The sequence below is a fragment of the Sphingopyxis fribergensis genome (genome assembly GCF_000803645.1).
In the GTDB taxonomy this organism is placed as follows: domain Bacteria; phylum Pseudomonadota; class Alphaproteobacteria; order Sphingomonadales; family Sphingomonadaceae; genus Sphingopyxis; species Sphingopyxis fribergensis.
The window spans coordinates 1873691-1891291 of record NZ_CP009122.1 but is presented as its reverse complement, the minus strand read 5'-3'; the positions used below and the strand labels follow the sequence as shown (position 1 = coordinate 1891291).

Genomic DNA, 17601 nt, shown 5'->3' with positions numbered 1-17601 from the left:
GGTAACAGGCCCTCCCCCTCCCGCAAGCGGGAGGAGAGAGGCTTCAAGCAATCGTCGGTATAATCCCGCCCTCGGCGCGGATCGCGGCGCCGTTCGTGACGGCCGCCAACGGGCTCGCCAGATAGGTCACCATCGCTCCGATCTCGTCGGCATCGATCAGGCGGCGGATCAGCGACAGCGGGCGAAGTTCTTCGAAAAAGATCTTCTCGCGCTCTGCTTCGGGCGCGTCGGGGTTCGACACGACCGAGCGGATGAAGTCGGTAATGCCTTCCGAGCGCGTCGGCCCCGGCAGCACGCTGTTGACCGTCACACCTGTGCCCTTGGTCTGCTCGGCAAGCCCGCGGGCGATCGTGAGCTGCGCGGTCTTGGTCATGCCGTAATGGATCATCTCGGCGGGCGGCAGCAGCCCGCTTTCGCTCGCGATAAAGATTACGCGGCCCCAGTTGTTTTCGAGCATCTTCGGAAAATAGTGCCGCGACAGCCGCGCGCCGCTGACGACGTTGATCTCAAAGATGTTGTGCCAGTCGGCATCGCTGATCTCGGCAAAGGGCTTGGCTTCGTAAATGCCGAGATTGTTGACGAGAATATCGACCTCGGGGATCGCGGCGATGAGCACATTGGCGCCTTCGGCGGTCGCGGGATCGGCAAGGACCGCGCGGATCGTGCCCGACTGTGCCAGTTCGGCGGTTGCTTCCTCGAGCTTTTGCTGGTTGCGGCCGGTGATGACGACATCGACGCCTTCTTGGGCGAGGCGCTTGGCGATCGCGAAACCGATGCCGGCAGTTGACCCGGTGACGAGGGCAGTCTTTCCTTTGAGTTTAAGGTCCATGACGAAATCCTTTCGCTTGAGTGCAATCTTATGGATGCAAGATAGCGCGACCCACCATTGTTGATTAGAATGCTCTTCATCATTTCAGTGGTGATTCAAAATCAGGAATGGTGATGGACAACCGGTTCGGCGATATCGAAACCTTTCTGGCGGTGGCGAACGGCGGCAGCCTCGCGTCCGCGGCGAAAGCACTGCGGCTCACGCCCTCGGCGGTCAGTCGCAGCATAGCACGACTTGAGCAACGGCTGGGTGTCACGCTGATGCGCCGGACGACCCGCTCGCTCGCGCTGACGTCCGAAGGCACCGCCTATCGCGACCGGATGAGCGTTTTGCTTGCCGATATCCAGTCTGTCGAAGCGGGGCTCGGGCAGGAGCAGCAAGGGCCACGCGGGCTGCTCCGCATCAACGCCTCGCCCTCGATCGGCACGATGGGCTTGCTCCCGATCCTGCCGCGCTTTACCGCACGCTATCCCGATATCACCGTCGATCTCACGCTATCCGATGCAATCGTCGATCTCGTCGAAGAGCGCGCCGACATCGCGGTCCGCATCGGCCCTTTGCGCGACACGCGCCTGCGCGCGAAAAAGCTCGGCCACAGCCGCATGGTGCTGATCGCAAGCCCGGATTATCTGGCGCGGCGCGGCACACCATCAACCCCGGACGATCTCGATGCGCATGACTGCCTGCGCTTCAGCTTTCGTCGCTCGGTCGACAGCTGGCCCTTCCGCATCGGCGGCAAGATCGTTCAACGCCCAGTGCACGGCAGCTTCTTCGGCAATTCCGGCGAGGTCGTTCGCCAGATGGCGGTCGCGGGCGGCGGTATCGCAAGGCACGGACGCTTTCATGTCGCGCAAGATCTGACGGCTGGGCGGCTCGTCGAAGTGCTCCCCGATTATCACCCGGGCGACGGCGAGGATATACACGCGCTCTACGCGCCCGAAGATCGCGCGGCGGCGCGCATCCGCGCCTTCCTCGATTTTCTCGACGAAGAACTGGTGATAGACGGCTAGCCGATCCGGTACGGCACGACGTCACGCCGGTCGGGATCGACCAGGATCGGGCGGTCGCTTGGCGGAAAGGCGCGCTGGTCGCAATCGTCGCGCGGACAGATACGGCAGGAAAGCCCGATGCGCGTTGCCGCTTGTGGTGCCGTGACATCGACCCCGTCGGCGTAGACGAAATCGCCCGCATATTGCGCCTCGCACCCGAGCGCGACGGCGTAACGGCGCGGGCTGCGCGCATAGCTGCCCGATGGCTTCACCAGCCCCTTCGCCATCGACACATAGCGCAGTCCATCCGGGGTTTCGGCAAGCTGGAATAGGATGCGGTCGGGTATCGCCGCGGCCTCATGGACGATCCAAAGCGGGCAGGCGCCGCCGAAGCGCGCGAACTGCAGCCGCGTCGCCGAATGCCGTTTGGTGATATTGCCCGCCATGTCGACACGACAAAAGAACATCGGGATGCCCCGCGCGCCGGGGCGCTGGAGCGTCGATAGACGGTGGCACGCCTGCTCGAAGCTGACACCATATTCGAGCCGCAGCCGGTCGATATCGTGCCGCACCGCGCGCGCGCTCGCACGGAAGGGGGCGTAAGGCATCAGCACCGCACCCGCCGCGTAGTTGGCAAGCCCGACATGAAGCAGTTGGCGCGCGGCCGCGGTGCGCAGCGGTGACGCCTCGACCACGGCGGCGATCTCATTCGCGAGCGCGAGCGCCGCCAATTGGTGCGCGAGCTGGAAACGGCGGCTTTCGGCGGGCTGCGACGGATCGATCACCAGATGGCGCATCGTCGCATCGAAATCGCGCAACGTTTGTGTCTGTTGATAAACGATCGAAATGCCGAGCGCGTCGCGCAGGCGCCGTTCGATCGTCTCGATGGCAGGCGAGGGATCCTTTCCGCGCAACTGCCCCGCGAGCGCCTCGGCCGCGAGGTCGATGCTGTCGACATAATTGCCCGCATCGTGGAACCAGTCGCGCACTTCCTCCCACGGCAGGCGGCTGCCCTCGGCCGTGCCGCCGGTCAGCGCCTCGTCGATGATCTGCAATCGCTGTCCCGCGCGGCGATAGGCGGCGTGGAGCGCGACGAACTGGTCGGCGAGCTGCGGCTGTTGCAACGCCGCACGCTCGAGTTGGTCGGGGGGCAGGGGGGATGCAGCGAACAGCGGGTCGGCGGCGGCCTCGCGCAGCGCCCCTGCGCGGCGATCGCCGACGTCGGCGGCGACTTCCTCCCATTCGAGCGGGAACAGGCGTTGCAGGCGCTCCAGCAGCGCCGGCGTGAGCGGACGGTCGTCATGCTCGATCTGGCTGAGGTATGAGGTTGAAATGCCAAGCTGCTCGGCAAAGGGAGCCTGCATGATGCCGCGTTCCATGCGAAGCTGTTTCAACCGGTTTCCGGCAAAGATGCGCTGCCGAGCCATCGCGTGCGTTCCTTGGATTTATTGAGGTGCCGAGACGCAATCGGTTTTTGAGACGTAAAACTTTGTGATTGCGCCCCGACCCATCCCAAACGATTGAAACGCCTATACACCCCAAATAAAATTTGCAAAATGTCACTTTGCAATTTTGCAAATTCACATTTGCTTCTGGGGCGACGAGCAGGCAAACGACGCTTTCCCGCTTCGATGGAGATCCCGAGTGTCCGCCAATATCGCCGAAATGGAACGCCGCCGGGCCGCCGCTGCCCTGGGCGGCGGGCAAAAACGCATCGATGCGCAGCACAGCAAAGGCAAGCTGACCGCGCGCGAGCGGCTCGATGTGCTGCTCGACGAAGGTTCGTTCGAAGAGCTCGACACCTATGTCGAGCATAATTGCACCGATTTCGGGATGCAGGATCAGATCATTCCCGGCGACGGCATCGTCACCGGATCGGGTACGATCAACGGTCGCCTCGTCTATGTGTTCAGCCAGGATTTTACCGTCTTTGGCGGGTCGCTGTCCGAGCGTCACGCGCAGAAGATGATGAAAGTCATGGACAATGCGATGAAGGTCGGCGCGCCGATCATCGGGCTGAACGACAGCGGCGGCGCGCGCATTCAGGAGGGGGTCGCGTCGCTGGGCGGCTATGCCGAGGTGTTCCAGCGCAATGTGCTGGCGTCGGGGGTGGTGCCGCAGATCAGCCTGATCATGGGGCCATGCGCGGGCGGCGCGGTTTACTCGCCCGCGATGACCGACTTCATCTTCATGGTGAAGGACTCCTCCTATATGTTCGTCACCGGCCCCGATGTCGTCAAAACGGTGACCAACGAGGTGGTGACGCAGGAAGAACTCGGCGGCGCAATCACCCACACGACCAAAAGCTCGGTCGCCGACATTGCGTTCGAGAATGACATCGAGGCACTGCTCGCGACGCGCGATTTCTTCGACTATCTGCCTGAGAATAACCGCAGCGGCGTTCCGGTGCGCCCGACGAGCGACCCGTTCGACCGCGCCGAACCCAGCCTCGACACGCTGATCCCGCCGAACGCGAACCAGCCATATGACATGCACGAACTGATCCGGAAGACCGTCGACGAGGGCGATTTCTTCGAGGTGCAGCCGGCGCATGCGGGCAACATTATCTGCGGCTTCGGCCGCATTGAGGGCCGCACCATCGGCATCGTCGCGAACCAGCCGTTGGTGCTCGCCGGGGTGCTCGACATCAATTCGTCGAAAAAAGCGGCGCGCTTCGTGCGTTTCTGCGACGCGTTCGAAATTCCGATCATCACCTTCGTCGACGTCCCCGGCTTCCTGCCCGGCACCGCGCAGGAGTTCAACGGCATCATCAAGCATGGCGCGAAGCTGCTGTTCGCCTATGCCGAGGCGACGGTGCCGAAGATCACGGTGATCACGCGCAAGGCCTATGGCGGCGCCTATGACGTGATGGCGTCAAAGCATCTGCGCGGCGATCTCAACTACGCGTGGCCGACCGCCGAGATAGCGGTGATGGGAGCGAAGGGCGCGGTCGAGATCATCTTTCGCAGCGACATCGGCGATCCCGAGAAGATCGCGCAGCGAACCAAGGAATATGAGGATCGCTTCGCGAACCCGTTCGTCGCGGCGTCGCGGGGGTATATCGACGAGGTTATCCACCCGCATAATACGCGCAAGCGGATTGCGTTGGGGCTACGGAAGCTGCGGAACAAGCAGTTGGAGAACCCGTGGAAGAAGCATGACAATATTCCGCTGTGAGGAGATCGACGTTTGTCTGAAATAATCTTAACGTCAATCATTTCGATTGCGATTGCCGTTTTGGTTACTCGATACTTTACAGAAAGAATGGCACTAAAGTGGGCCTATTCAAGACGAAAAGTACTTGATCCGATTAGAGGGAAATATCCAAGCGGGGTCGAAACCTTCTTGGATGGTGAGAAAATTGACAATTTGGTCGAATGGAAGATTGGAATATGGAACTCTGGAAATCGTCCAATTCGCTCTGCTGACTTCATTGAAGAAAATGCGATAGAAATCAGTTTTTCGGAAAGCGAAATTTTGAAAGCTGAGGCATCTAAAACGTCGCGTGATGTCGTAGGTGGATCAATTACATTTGGACCCAATCAGATAAAGATATCTGACATCCAAATCTTAGATTCGGGGGATTACCTTCTTCTCACATGCTACGGGCGCCTCAGTGACCAAGATGCCGAATTGTCAAAAACACATAGGCCAAAAATTTCGGCGCATGTCGCCCGGATCCCTCGAGGGGCAATCTACATTAGTAGCCCTTTCGCCAGCGGTTGGATTGATAGATTGTTTCTCGTTTTTGGAGGATTTCTCTACCTTGGATTCGGGAGTGGCCTAATCATTGGAGGGCTTGCATCGATTTTAGACAGCCCCGGAATAGACGATCTCAACAGCGCAATAGACGGATTTGCTATCCCGACAGTTCTCGCTTGGATTGCAGTGCCGGCCGGAATCGTGGTCGCTCTCGTGGGAACGCTGGTCTTTCTGATGATCGCGGTTTCATTTTTCGGGAATCCTCCGAAAGCGGTACGACAAGCGTTGCATAATGACAGTGTATTGGCGTTAAGATTTGCGAGGTTTGCAAGGTTCCGATGAAACTGGGTCGTCTCAACCATATCGGCGTTGCGACGCCGTCGATCGCTGACAGCATCGTCTTTTATCGCGACGTGATGGGCGCGACGAAGATCCATGCGCCGTTCGACCTGCCCGAACAGGGGGTGAAGGTGTGTTTTGTCGATACGCCTGGTGCGGACGGCGCGCTGAACGGGACGCAGATCGAGCTGGTCGAGCCGTTGCCGGGCAACACCTCGATTGCGGGGTTTCTGGAGAAGAACCCGGCGGGTGGGCAGCATCATATGTGCTACGAGGTTCCCGACATCCATGCCGCCAAGGCCGCGTTCGAGGCGATGGGCAAGCGGGTGCTGGGGGAACCGCGGATCGGGGCGCATGGGACGTTGATCTTCTTCCTGCACCCCAAGGATATGGGCGGAGTGCTGACCGAGATTATGGAGACGCCGAAGGGGCATTGAGACCTTCTCCCCTTGAGGGAGAAGGATAGGGAGGCTTGCCAGCTTGCTGGCTAGCCGGACTTGGATGAGGGGTTGCGAGCTAAGCTCGCGCGGTCCGTTGGACCGCATACCCCTCACCCAGCTTCGACTAGGCAGCAAGCTGCCAAGTCTGCGCAACCCTCTCCCTCAAGGGGAGAGGGGAGTTAGGAACGAGACTGCATATGACCGACAAACCGACCCTCGACCAATGGGCCGCCGCCGCCGAGAAGGAAGTAAAGGGCAAGGACCTAACCTGGCACACGCCCGAGGGGATTGCCGTCAAGCCGCTCTACACGGCCGAGGACGTGCGCGAAGACCCCGGCCTGCCCGGCTTCGCGCCCTTCACCCGCGGCGTGCGCGCATCGATGTACGCGGGGCGGCCGTGGACGATCCGGCAATATGCAGGCTTCTCGACCGCCGAGGAATCGAACGCCTTCTATCGCCGCAACCTCGCCGCGGGCCAGAAAGGTCTCTCCGTCGCTTTCGATCTCGCCACGCACCGCGGTTATGACAGCGACCATCCGCGCGTCGTCGGCGACGTCGGCAAGGCGGGGGTCGCGATCGACAGCGTCGAGGATATGAAGATCCTGTTCGACGGCATCCCGCTTGACCAGATGTCGGTTTCGATGACGATGAACGGCGCGGTGATCCCCATCCTCGCCTTCTTCATCGTCGCGGGCGAGGAGCAGGGGGTCGATCGCAAGCTGCTCGACGGGACCATCCAGAACGACATCCTCAAGGAGTTCATGGTCCGCAACACCTATATCTATCCGCCCGAACCGAGCATGCGGATCATCAGCGACATTTTCGGCTACACATCGCGCGAGATGCCGAAGTTCAACAGCATCTCGATCTCCGGCTACCATATGCAGGAAGCCGGCGCGACGCAGGTGCAGGAGCTGGCCTTCACCATTGCGGATGGCGCCGAATATGTGCGCTACGGCGTCGCGTCGGGCCTCGACATCGACAAGTTTGCCGGGCGCCTGAGCTTCTTTTTCGCGATCGGCATGAACTTCTTCATGGAGATTGCGAAGCTCCGCGCCGCGCGCGTGTTGTGGCACCGCGTGATGACTAACCTTGGCGCGAAGGACGAGCGCAGCAAGATGCTGCGCACGCATTGCCAGACGTCGGGCGTGTCGCTGACCGAGCAGGACCCGTACAACAATGTGATGCGCACGACGATCGAGGCGATGGCGGCGATGCTCGGCGGGACGCAGTCGCTGCACACCAACGCGCTCGACGAGGCGATCGCGCTGCCGACCGATTTCTCCGCCCGCATCGCACGCAACACGCAGATCGTCATCCAGGAAGAAACCGGGATGACCAAGGTCGTCGATCCGCTCGGCGGCTCCTATTATGTCGAGGCGCTGACGCAGGAGCTGGTCGACAAGGCGTGGGAGATTATCGAGCGCGTCGAGAAGGAAGGCGGGATGGCGAAAGCCGTCGCCGCGGGGTGGCCCAAGGCGATGATCGAGACGGCGGCGGCGGCGCGACAAGCGCGCGTCGACCGCGGCGACGATGTGATCGTCGGGGTGAACAAATATCGCCTCAAGGACGAAGACCTGCTCGAAACGCTCGAGGTCGACAATGCCAAGGTGCGCGAAGGGCAGATCGCGCGGATCAACAAGATGAAGGCGAGCCGCGACGAGGCGGCCTGCCAGGCGGCGCTGAAGGCGCTGCGCGATGCCGCTGCGGGCGAGCAGTCGATCGAGAACAATCTCCTCGCGCATGCGGTCGAAGCCGCCCGCGCCCGCGCGACCCTCGGCGAAATTTCGGCGGCGATGGAGGAAAGTTTCCAGCGTTATGCCACCCAGCCGACCCCGGTGAAGGGCGTTTATGCCGCGCCCTATGAAGGCGACGACCGCTGGAGCCAGGTGCTCGAAGGCGTGAAGGCGGTCGAACGCCGCATGGGGCGCAAACCGAAATTGCTCGTCGCCAAGATGGGACAGGACGGCCACGACCGCGGCGCCAACGTCATCGCCTCGGCGTTCGGCGACATGGGCTTCGATGTCGTGTCGGGGCCTTTGTTCCAGACCCCCGAGGAAACCGTCGTGCTAGCGCTCGAAAACGAGGTCGATGTCGTCGGCGCCTCCAGCCTCGCGGCGGGACACAAGACACTTATCCCCGAACTTATCCACAAGCTGAAGGAAGCGGGGCGCGGGGACGTCAAGGTGATCGCGGGCGGCGTCATCCCGCCGCAGGATTATCAATATCTGCGCGACGCAGGGGTGCAGGGAATTTATGGGCCGGGGTCGAATGTTGTTGAGTGTGCAGCCGACGTGCTGCGCTTGCTGGGGCATAATATGCCGCCGATTGGAGAAGCTGCGTGAGTAATATTCAAACCACCCGTGCCCCTGCGAAGGCAGGGGCCCATCACGAGGTCTCTCAAGATGGCGCTGCTTTTGCCGCACGCGCAGGTGATGGGCCCCTGCCTTCGCAGGGGCGCGGTGACGAGTGTCGCCGCGACTGGACCCGCGACGAAATCGCCACCCTGTTCGACCTGCCGTTCGACGAACTGATGTGGGAAGCGCAGGGCGTCCATCGCCGCCACCACGCGCGCGGCGAGGTGCAGCTTTGCACCTTGCTGTCGATCAAGACCGGCGGCTGCGTCGAGGATTGCGGCTATTGCTCGCAGTCGAAAAGCGCCGACAGCGGCCTCAAAGCCACCAAGCTGATGGACGTCCGCGCGGTGTTGCAGGCCGCGGCGCAGGCGAAGGATGCGGGGTCGAAGCGTTTCTGCATGGGCGCTGCCTGGCGGAACCCCAAGGACCGCGACATGCCCGCGATCGTCGAGATGGTCGAGGGCGTGCGCGCGATGGGCATGGAAACCTGCATGACGCTGGGGATGCTCAGCAAGGAGCAGGCACAGACGCTCGCGGTCGCGGGGCTCGATTATTACAACCACAACATCGACACCTCGCCGGAAAATTACGGCAATGTCATCACGACGCGGACCTTTCAGGAGCGGCTCGACACGCTGGAGGAAGTGCGCAGCGCGGGCATCAACGTGTGCAGCGGCGGCATCGTCGGAATGGGCGAAACGCGCGCCGACCGCGTCGGCTTCATCCACGCGCTCGCGACCCTGCCCGAACATCCGGGCAGCGTGCCGATCAACGCGCTGGTGCCGGTGAAGGGGACCGTGCTCGGCGACATGCTCGCCGACACGCCGTTGGCGAAGATCGACGACATCGAGTTCGTCCGCACGATCGCGGTCGCGCGCATCACCATGCCGAAATCGATGGTGCGCCTGTCGGCAGGCCGCGAGAGCATGTCGGAGGCGACGCAGGCTTTGTGCTTCATGGCGGGCGCGAACAGCATCTTCACCGGCGACAAGCTGCTGACGACCGCAAATGCGGGCGACAATGCCGACGCGGCGCTGTTCGCGAAGCTCGGGCTGCGTCCGATGGAGAGCGAAGAGCCGATGCGGATGGAGGCGGCTGAGTGAGCGCCAAGCGCGTCACGTCATCGCTACTGGCACTGCTGGCGATCGCCTTTTGGCTTTCGGTTGGCTTCTACTTTGGCACCGGCGCGATCGTGATTGGATCGGAAGCGGCGGGGCTGGATTCACGTTGGGCACCTCTAGGCGGACTTTCGATAACCCTCGCTGGAATATTCCTGTCAATTTGGGCGCTGCGGCGCTGGAGCAAATGATGTTCAAGAAAATCCTGATCGCCAATCGCGGCGAAATCGCCTGCCGCGTTATCAAGACCGCGCGCCGCATGGGCATCGCGACCGTCGCCATCTATTCGGACGCGGACGCACGCGCGCCGTTCGTCCAGATGGCTGACGAGGCGGTGCATATCGGCCCGTCGCCCGCGTCCGAATCCTATCTGATCGCCGACAAGATAATCGCCGCGTGCAAGCAAACGGGCGCCGAGGCGGTGCATCCGGGCTATGGTTTCCTGTCGGAGCGCACCAGCTTTGCCGAGGCGCTCGCCAAGGAAAACATCGCCTTCATCGGCCCGCCGGTGAACGCGATCGCCGCAATGGGCGACAAGATCGAGTCGAAGAAGCTCGCCAAGGAAGCCGGCGTCAACGTCGTCCCCGGCTTCGTCGGCGAGATCGACGACACCGAACACGCGGTGCGGATTTCGAACGAGATCGGCTATCCGGTGATGATGAAAGCCTCGGCGGGCGGCGGCGGCAAGGGCATGCGCCTCGCCTATGACGAAAAGGATGTGCGCGAAGGGTTTGAGGCGACCAAGCGTGAGGGGCTCAACAGCTTTGGCGACGACCGGGTGTTTATCGAGAAATTCATCCTCAACCCACGCCATATCGAGATCCAGATCCTGGGCGACCAGCACGGCAACATCCTCTACCTCAACGAACGCGAATGCAGCATCCAGCGCCGCCACCAGAAGGTGGTCGAGGAAGCGCCGTCGCCGTTCGTGACCGAAAAGATGCGCAAGGCAATGGGCGAGCAGTGCGTGGCATTGGCACGCGCCGTAGGCTATTACAGCGCGGGCACGGTCGAATTGATCGTGTCGGGCGCCGACCCGACGGGCGAGAGCTTCTACTTCCTCGAAATGAACACGCGCCTCCAGGTCGAGCATCCGGTGACCGAGGCAATCACCGGCATCGACTTGGTCGAACAGATGATCCGCGTCGCCGCGGGCGAAAAGCTGGAGATGACGCAGGACGACATCAAGATCGACGGCTGGGCGATCGAGAACCGCGTCTATGCCGAGGATCCGTATCGCGGCTTCCTGCCCTCGACCGGGCGGCTCGTGCGCTACCGCACCCCCGTTCCGGCATGGGAAGGCGATGAGCGCGGCGTCGATGGTGTGCGCGTCGATGCGGGGGTCGAGGAGGGCGGCGAAGTGTCGATCTTCTACGACCCGATGATCGCCAAGCTGGTGACGTGGGGCGAAACGCGTGACGAAGCCGCCGATTTGCAGGTCGCGGCGCTCGATCGTTTCGAAATCGAGGGGCTGGGGCATAATATCGATTTCGTCTCGGCCATCATGCAGCACCCACGCTTCCGCTCGGGTGAACTGACGACGGGCTTCATCGCCGAGGAATATCCCGAGGGGTTCCACGGCGCGCCGACCGATGCGGCAGTCACGCGCGCGCTCGCGGCGATTGCCGGCTTCATGGCGTCTGCCGAGGCCGACCGCGCGCGGCGCACCAACGGCCAGCTTGGCGACCGGCTCGAACCGCCCGCCAAGTGGCAGGTGACGATCGACGGCGCCTCGTACAAGGTCAAGATCGGCGAGAAGCATATCAAGGTCGAGGGCGACCGGATCGACATCGCGCTCGAATATACGCCGGGCGACCGGCTTGTCGTCGCCGAGATCGACGACACCGAACTGGCGGTAAAGGTCGCGAAGACACGCACCGGCTGGAAAATGACGACGCGCGGGCATATCCACGACGTGCGCGTGCTGCCGTGGCATATCGCGTCATTGACCCAGCATATGATCGAAAAGATCCCGCCCGACCTGTCGAAATTCCTCATCTGCCCGATGCCGGGCCTGCTCGTCGCGCTGCACGTTGGCGCGGGCGACAAGGTCGAGGCCGGTCAGCCACTCGCGACGGTCGAGGCGATGAAGATGGAGAATATCCTGCGCGCCGAAAAGGCGGGGACGGTGAAGACCGTCAACGCCGCACAGGGCGACAGCCTTGCCGTCGATGCGGTGATTTTGGAGATGGAATAACCGTCTCCTTTTCGTCATTGCGAGGAGCGAAGCGACGCGGCAATCCAGGATGGCGTAAACCGCTCGGGATTGCTTGGCCTACGGCCGCCTTCGGCCCGCTTCGCTCGCAATGACGGAGTTTTTTGGAATGCACGTAAAACACGACGCCGACGCAGTCGCGGCACCCGAAATCACCTTCGACGATTTCTTAAAGGTCGACATCCGCATCGGCACGATCGTCGCGGCCGAGCCATTCCCGGAGGCGCGCAAGCCCGCTTTCAAGCTGAAGATCGACTTCGGCCCCGCGATTGGGATCAAGAAAAGCAGCGCGCAGATCGTCGACCGCTATACGGCCGAAGACCTCGCGGGGCGGCAAGTGGCGGCGGTCGTCAACTTCCCTCCGCGCCAAATCGGCAAATATATGTCCGAAGTGCTTACGCTCGGCTTCGCCGACGAGGAGGGCGCGGTGATCCTCTTCGCACCTGATCGCAAAGTTCCCGACGGGTCGCGCCTCTTCTAACCTTTCCCGTGCCCGACATCGCGGCTAGTCTCGCGAAGGGAAACAGGGGAGAGGGCTCATGACATTACCCGTAACCGCGTTCGTGGCCGCCGTTTGCGCGTTGCTGCTGCTCGTCACAGCGATCGATACGGTGCGCCAGCGACTGCGCGTGAAGGCCGCTTTCGGCGACCATGGCGATGCCAAACTGATCAGCGCCAGCCGTGCGCACGGAAATCTCGCCGAATATGCACCGATCACGATCATCCTGCTCGGGCTGCTGGAAACGGCACGCGCCAATCATATGGGCCTGATGATCATCGGTGCGATGTTCCTCATCGGCCGCGTCGCGCATGTGATCGGGCTCTATACGCCGTCGGAGCCGGGGAAGGCGCCGCTCGGCCGACAGATCGGCGTCCTTGCGACCTTCGGTGCGTTGCTGGTGCTGGCCGGCTGGACGCTATGGATTTTGGCAACGACCAACCTTTAGTCGACCAGCGCCACCGCGCGGATCCAGCCCGCGCTGGCGCGCTCGATCTTCACTGGGAAGCAGCTGAAGGTGAAGCCCGTCGCGGGGATCGCGGTGAGGTTGGTCAACTTCTCGATCTGGTAATAAGGCCGGATGCGCCCCGCCTTATGCCCTTCCCAGATGATCGACGGATCGCGCGTTTCGGCCCAGCGCTTCGCGGTGTGGCTGAACGGCGCGTCCCAGCTCCAAGCGTCGGTGCCGACGACCTTTACGCCGCGCTCGGTCAGATACAGCGTCGCCTCGGCGCCCATGCCGCAACCCTGATCGGTGAAATTTTCGGTGCCATAGAGTGCGCCCGACTGGACGAGCACGATGTCGAGCGGCTGGAGGTCGTGCCCGATCCGCACAAGTTCGGCCTCGACCTCGGCGGCGCTCACGACGTGCCCGTGCGGACGATCCGAAAAGTCGAGCTTCACCCCCGGTCGAAAGAAGAGGTCGAGCGGTGCTTCATCGATCGACGGGGCAGGCGAGGCGCCGCTGTCGGTCGTCGAATGATAATGCCACGGCGCATCCATATGCGTGCCGTTGTGTGTGCTCAGCGACATCATCTCGACCGCCCAGCCTTCACCGTCGGGCAGATCCTCGCGAGTCAGGCCGGGGAAGAACATCGCGATCTGCTCCCACGTATTTTCGTGGGTCATATAGGTGATGTTGGGGCGCATAACCGGCGGGTCGGATATGACGTCGTTGGTGATCGGGATCGAAAGGTCGATGAACTGCATGCGGGGCATCCTGCCACCGGAATGACGCTACGCCAAGAAGGCTTGCGCAGCGGCGCTTGCCCGGTAGAGAAGAGCGAAAGCCCCATGCAATATGGGGCGGGGGAGAGTGTATGACCGAGAGTGCCGCCGCCGGAAACGCGGCCGTTTACGAACCCACCGCGAAAGATATCCGCATGGTCATCGCCGCCTCGTCGGCGGGCACCGTGTTCGAATGGTATGATTTCTTCATTTACGGCACGCTCGCGGCGATCATCGGCAAGGCCTTTTTTCCCAGCGACAATGCGACGCTCGAAACTTTGCTCGTATGGGCGGGATTTGCGGTCGGCTTCGGTTTCCGGCCCTTGGGTGCGGTGCTGTTCGGCTTCCTCGGCGACCGGCTCGGACGCAAATATACTTTCCTTGTGACCGTCACCTTGATGGGCATCGCGACCGCAGGCGTCGGCATGATCCCGTCGGCGGCCACCATTGGCATCGCCGCGCCGATCATCGTCATCCTGCTCCGCATCCTGCAGGGTCTTGCGCTGGGCGGCGAATATGGCGGCGCGGCGGTCTATGTCGCCGAACATTCGCCGCCGGGAAAGCGCGGTTTCTACACCAGCTTCATCCAGGCCAGCGTCGTCGGCGGTTTCGTGCTCAGCCTGATCGTCGTGCTCGGCTGCAAGGCGCTGATGTCCGATGCGCTCTGGGAAAGCTGGGGCTGGCGCGTGCCCTTCCTGCTGTCGCTGATCCTGCTCGCCATTTCGCTGTGGATGCGGCTCAAACTGTCCGAAAGCCCGGTTTTTCAGGCGATGAAGCAGCAAGGCGAGCTGGCCAAGAACCCGCTGAAGGAAAGCTTCACCTACCCCGGCAACCCGCGCCGAATCTTCATCGCGCTGTTCGGCATCGCCGCGGGCCTCACCGTTATCTGGTACACCGCGATGTTCTCGGGCCTGTCGTTCCTGAAAGGTCCGATGAAGGTCGAGGATACCGCCGCCGAAATCATCGTCGGCGTCGCCGCGGCGACCGGCATGGGCTTCTTCATCTGGGCCGGCCACCTCTCCGATCGGGTCGGACGCAAGAAACCGATCGTTTGGGGCTATGCTGCGACGCTGGTTCTGCTCTTTCCGCTCTTCTGGTGGATGGGCAGCGTCGGCAACCCGGCACTGTCGGCTGCTGCCGAGCGCGCGCCGGTGACCGTAACCGGTTCGCAATGCAGCTTCGACCCCTTTGCACAGAAACAGGAAACGGCATGCGGCCGGACATTGGGCGAGCTCACGAAATTGGGCGTGCCCTACACCGTCGCGGCGACGGACAGCGGCTTTGACAGCGTCACTATCCGTATCGGCGACCGCGAAGTCGCGAGCGAGGACCCCGCGCTTCTGCAGCCCGCGCTCGAAGCGATGGGCTATGATTTCGCCAAGCAGATACCGAGTTGGGACAGCATCGCCGTCATCTTTCTCGCGCTGCTTGGGCTCAGCGCGCTGTCGGGCTTTACCTATGGCCCCGTTGCGGCGCTGCTTTCGGAAATGTTCCCGCCGCATGTCCGCTATTCCTCGCTGTCGATTCCCTACCATCTCGGTACCGGGTATTTCGGGGGCTTCCTCCCGCTGATCGCGAGTTTCATCATCGCCAAGACCGGCAATGCCTATTCGGGCCTGTGGTACACTTGGGGCGTCGTGCTCATTGCCTTCCTTGTGACCGCCTTCATGCTCAAGGATCCGGTCGAAGGGCAGTGGAACAAGCCAGTCCCAACGACTACGCCGACGGTCTGAACACCCCATTGGCGAGGCGGTTGAACCCGTATAGGGGCAGGAGATGATCGAAGTCCCGTCGCCGCTACGCCTCCGTCTCGACAGCGAGGCCCTCGTCGCCAACTGGCGCTGGCTGGCCAGTCAAAGCAACGGCGCGGCGTGCGGCGCCGCGATCAAGGCGGACGGTTACGGCCTTGGCGCGCGCGCGGTGATCGCGTATCTGGCCGCGGCCGGCTGCCGCGACTTTTTCGTTGCGACCTGGGCCGAGGCGGCGGCGGCGATGCCACTTCCCGAGGGCGTGTCGCTGTCGGTGCTTCACGGTGTTGGCGCCAGCGACATGGTTGCCGCGCGCACGCTGCCCGCACGGCCGGTTCTGAACAGCGTTGAACAGGTCGCGCGCTGGCGCGAAGCCGGGGAAGGGCGCCCGTGTGATGTGATGGTCGATACCGGGATGAACCGCCTCGGCCTGCGTGTCGAAGAGGCCGTGGGCGGCGCGCTCGACGGGCTTTCGATCGAAACCCTGCTCAGCCATCTTGCGTCGGCCGACGAGGACAGCGACCAGAATGCACGTCAGCTCGCGGCATTTCAGGCCCTGCGGCAGGCCATTCCCGCACGGCGATACAGTTTGGCGAACAGCGCCGGCGTCTGCCTGGGCGGCGATTATGCCTTCGATCTGACGCGCCCCGGACTCGCGCTCTATGGCGGCACGCCGCGCAGCGAAGCTGAGGGGCATATCCGCCAGGTCGTCTATCCCGAAACGCGCGTGCTGCAGGTGCGCTCGGTGCTGCAGGGTGAGGTAGTGGGCTATGGTGCGACCTGGACCGCGCGGCGCGACAGCCGGGTTGCGGTCGCGAACATGGGATATGCGGACGGCTTTTTGCGCTGCCACGCCGGGAGCTGCGCAACCGCGACATGGCAGGAGCGCGCGCTGCCGCTGATCGGCCGTATATCGATGGATCTCATCGCCTTTGATGCCAGCGACGCCCGAGCGATCGAAGAGGGCGACTGGCTTGCGCTCGACTATGATCTGCCGTCAACGTCCGCGCGCTGCGGGTTGTCGCAATATGAGTTACTGACGGGCCTGGGCCGCCGGTTCGACCGGATTTGGATCTAGGTCCCTGGACGATAGGTCCACGGATCATAGTCGGCCTCGCGTATCCAACGCGTCGCGATCCACTTGACGCCCCGCACAATTGGCAGGCCCGCATGGCGCGATAGAGGATCGGGCGATCCATCGCTTCTGACATTGTCGAAAACGATGACGTCGCCCTGCTGACCGGCAATTTTCGGGCCGTGTTCAAAAAGCGTTTCACCGCCTTCATAACCGTGGTTCAAATAGATGATGGCGGTCTTGATCCGCTGGTTGGCGGTGCCCGGCAAGGCGTCGATATGCATTCTATATTGCTGGGAAATATCGTACCGCATCACCGAGAGAGGTTCGCCCTGCTCGGTAGACGTACCGGTGACGGCCGCCAGACGGTGGTTGATCGCGCGAATGACAAGACTTTCTTTTGCGGGTCCGATCACGGCGGCCATTGCGGTGCGGACCGGATGCGGGCGAAGCGTCCCGGTGGATGGGTCGACGATCGCAGACGGTTCGAGCATCGGCCCAGCCACTGCCGCGACCTGCGCGCACTCCGCGGGCGAGAACAGCGCGCGATAGCGAACGACATGCGGTGTTTTGGAAAGCGGTTCGCCCTTCGGAAGCGCGTCGGGACGGCCTTGTCCGTCGACCGACATGCGTTCGACCAGTTCCAACTGTTCGGCCGCTACCGGGTCGCCCTGCGCCGCCGTTCGCAGCAAAGCCAGCGCGCCCGTCCAATCCGGATGCGCCTGACCCGATCCGTTCGCGACCAGCGCCACCTCCATCAACGCGCCATCGACATGGCCGATTTCGACCGCACGGCGTAGCCATTTCCGGCCGCGAGGCAAATCGCGAGCACCATGACTTCCCGCGAAATCGAAGACCGCCAGTTGCATCAGCGCGTCGACATTTCCTTCCTTCGCGGCGCGCTTCAGCAGCGCCAGTCCATCCGCCGGGCGTTTTTGGGCAAAGAGCCTGTTCGCTTGTTCGATGGGCGACCCGTGAAGCATGGCCGGATTGTAGCGGTGTTCACGGCAAAAAAAAGGGGGCCGGATCGCTCCGGCCCCCAATTACGCTGTTCTGATACGCG

Annotated in this window: 16 protein-coding genes; 12 read left to right on the top strand and 4 right to left on the bottom strand. The window is 62.6% G+C overall.

Annotated elements, in window-relative coordinates; genetic code table 11:
• Window positions 1-43: 43 nt before the first annotated feature.
• The gene (locus SKP52_RS08795) at window positions 44-829 is read right to left on the bottom strand and encodes an SDR family NAD(P)-dependent oxidoreductase (protein WP_039574011.1); all 786 of its coding nucleotides are present in this window, start codon (window positions 827-829) and stop codon (window positions 44-46) included.
• Between the two features lie 113 nt (window positions 830-942).
• Here SKP52_RS08795 and SKP52_RS08790 point away from each other — a divergent pair, with 113 nt between their 5' ends.
• Entirely contained in the window at window positions 943-1839 is an 897-nt protein-coding gene (locus SKP52_RS08790) for a LysR family transcriptional regulator (RefSeq protein WP_039580411.1), read from the top strand.
• Here SKP52_RS08790 and SKP52_RS08785 read toward each other — a convergent pair.
• On the bottom strand, window positions 1836-3245 hold the full coding sequence (locus SKP52_RS08785; protein WP_039574007.1) for a helix-turn-helix domain-containing protein: 1410 nt from the start codon (window positions 3243-3245) through the stop codon (window positions 1836-1838). The two genes, SKP52_RS08790 and SKP52_RS08785, sit on opposite strands and share 4 nt — an antisense overlap.
• Window positions 3246-3462: 217 nt before the next feature.
• Between SKP52_RS08785 and SKP52_RS08780 the strand changes: the two genes are divergently transcribed.
• The 9 genes from SKP52_RS08780 (at window position 3463) to SKP52_RS08750 (ending at window position 12936) form a co-directional block, all read left to right on the top strand.
• Window positions 3463-4995, top strand: coding sequence for an acyl-CoA carboxylase subunit beta (locus SKP52_RS08780; protein ID WP_039574004.1), 1533 nt, complete (start codon window positions 3463-3465; stop codon window positions 4993-4995).
• An 87-nt stretch (window positions 4996-5082) separates the two neighbouring features.
• Window positions 5083-5862 carry a hypothetical protein gene (locus SKP52_RS26035; RefSeq protein ID WP_148309065.1) on the top strand — a complete coding sequence of 260 codons (780 nt, stop codon included), beginning with the start codon at window positions 5083-5085 and terminating at the stop codon, window positions 5860-5862.
• Window positions 5859-6296, top strand: coding sequence for a methylmalonyl-CoA epimerase (gene mce / locus SKP52_RS08775; RefSeq protein ID WP_039574002.1), 438 nt, complete (start codon window positions 5859-5861; stop codon window positions 6294-6296). Before SKP52_RS26035 ends, mce begins: the two co-directional genes overlap by 4 nt.
• Window positions 6297-6496: 200 nt before the next feature.
• Entirely contained in the window at window positions 6497-8644 is a 2148-nt protein-coding gene (scpA, locus tag SKP52_RS08770) for a methylmalonyl-CoA mutase (protein ID WP_039574000.1), read from the top strand.
• Window positions 8645-8742: 98 nt separating this feature from the next.
• A complete protein-coding gene (gene bioB, locus SKP52_RS08765; protein ID WP_039580407.1) occupies window positions 8743-9759 on the top strand; it encodes a biotin synthase BioB in 1017 nt (338 codons plus the stop codon).
• Window positions 9756-9965 carry a hypothetical protein gene (locus tag SKP52_RS26030; RefSeq protein WP_148309064.1) on the top strand — a complete coding sequence of 70 codons (210 nt, stop codon included), beginning with the start codon at window positions 9756-9758 and terminating at the stop codon, window positions 9963-9965. The genes bioB and SKP52_RS26030 overlap by 4 nt, the downstream gene beginning before the upstream one ends.
• The gene (locus tag SKP52_RS08760; RefSeq protein ID WP_039580403.1) at window positions 9965-11971 is read left to right on the top strand and encodes an acetyl-CoA carboxylase biotin carboxylase subunit; all 2007 of its coding nucleotides are present in this window, start codon (window positions 9965-9967) and stop codon (window positions 11969-11971) included. Before SKP52_RS26030 ends, SKP52_RS08760 begins: the two co-directional genes overlap by 1 nt.
• Window positions 11972-12098: 127 nt before the next feature.
• Complete coding sequence (locus SKP52_RS08755) at window positions 12099-12470, top strand: tRNA-binding protein (protein WP_039580400.1); 372 nt, start codon at window positions 12099-12101, stop codon at window positions 12468-12470.
• Window positions 12471-12528: 58 nt separating this feature from the next.
• A complete protein-coding gene (locus tag SKP52_RS08750; protein ID WP_039573999.1) occupies window positions 12529-12936 on the top strand; it encodes an MAPEG family protein in 408 nt (135 codons plus the stop codon).
• Here the strand turns inward: SKP52_RS08750 and SKP52_RS08745 are convergent.
• On the bottom strand, window positions 12933-13697 hold the full coding sequence (locus SKP52_RS08745; RefSeq protein WP_039573997.1) for a cyclase family protein: 765 nt from the start codon (window positions 13695-13697) through the stop codon (window positions 12933-12935). The two genes, SKP52_RS08750 and SKP52_RS08745, sit on opposite strands and share 4 nt — an antisense overlap.
• A 110-nt stretch (window positions 13698-13807) precedes the next feature.
• On the opposite strand from SKP52_RS08745, the gene SKP52_RS08740 reads away from it, so the two are divergent.
• Window positions 13808-15448, top strand: coding sequence for an MFS transporter (locus SKP52_RS08740; RefSeq protein ID WP_039573993.1), 1641 nt, complete (start codon window positions 13808-13810; stop codon window positions 15446-15448).
• 43 nt (window positions 15449-15491) lie between these two features.
• Complete coding sequence (locus SKP52_RS08735; RefSeq protein WP_039573990.1) at window positions 15492-16541, top strand: alanine racemase; 1050 nt, start codon at window positions 15492-15494, stop codon at window positions 16539-16541.
• Here the strand turns inward: SKP52_RS08735 and SKP52_RS08730 are convergent.
• Entirely contained in the window at window positions 16538-17521 is a 984-nt protein-coding gene (locus tag SKP52_RS08730; RefSeq protein WP_039573985.1) for a 2OG-Fe(II) oxygenase, read from the bottom strand. The two genes, SKP52_RS08735 and SKP52_RS08730, sit on opposite strands and share 4 nt — an antisense overlap.
• Between the last annotated feature and the right edge of the window lie 80 nt (window positions 17522-17601).

Excerpts from the sequence above, each read along its gene's own strand:
- SKP52_RS08730 (WP_039573985.1), bottom strand. The coding sequence starts at position 17,521 with ATGCTTCACGGGTCGCCCATCGAACAAGCGAACAGGCTCTTTGCCCAA.
- SKP52_RS08740 (WP_039573993.1), top strand. The coding sequence starts at position 13,808 with ATGACCGAGAGTGCCGCCGCCGGAAACGCGGCCGTTTACGAACCCACC.
- SKP52_RS08795 (WP_039574011.1), bottom strand. The coding sequence starts at position 829 with ATGGACCTTAAACTCAAAGGAAAGACTGCCCTCGTCACCGGGTCAACT.
- mce (WP_039574002.1), top strand. The coding sequence starts at position 5,859 with ATGAAACTGGGTCGTCTCAACCATATCGGCGTTGCGACGCCGTCGATC.
- SKP52_RS08760 (WP_039580403.1), top strand. The coding sequence starts at position 9,965 with ATGTTCAAGAAAATCCTGATCGCCAATCGCGGCGAAATCGCCTGCCGC.
- SKP52_RS08755 (WP_039580400.1), top strand. The coding sequence starts at position 12,099 with ATGCACGTAAAACACGACGCCGACGCAGTCGCGGCACCCGAAATCACC.
- SKP52_RS08735 (WP_039573990.1), top strand. The coding sequence starts at position 15,492 with ATGATCGAAGTCCCGTCGCCGCTACGCCTCCGTCTCGACAGCGAGGCC.
- SKP52_RS08790 (WP_039580411.1), top strand. The coding sequence starts at position 943 with ATGGACAACCGGTTCGGCGATATCGAAACCTTTCTGGCGGTGGCGAAC.
- SKP52_RS08745 (WP_039573997.1), bottom strand. The coding sequence starts at position 13,697 with ATGCAGTTCATCGACCTTTCGATCCCGATCACCAACGACGTCATATCC.
- scpA (WP_039574000.1), top strand. The coding sequence starts at position 6,497 with ATGACCGACAAACCGACCCTCGACCAATGGGCCGCCGCCGCCGAGAAG.
- SKP52_RS26035 (WP_148309065.1), top strand. The coding sequence starts at position 5,083 with ATGGCACTAAAGTGGGCCTATTCAAGACGAAAAGTACTTGATCCGATT.
- SKP52_RS08750 (WP_039573999.1), top strand. The coding sequence starts at position 12,529 with ATGACATTACCCGTAACCGCGTTCGTGGCCGCCGTTTGCGCGTTGCTG.
- SKP52_RS08785 (WP_039574007.1), bottom strand. The coding sequence starts at position 3,245 with ATGGCTCGGCAGCGCATCTTTGCCGGAAACCGGTTGAAACAGCTTCGC.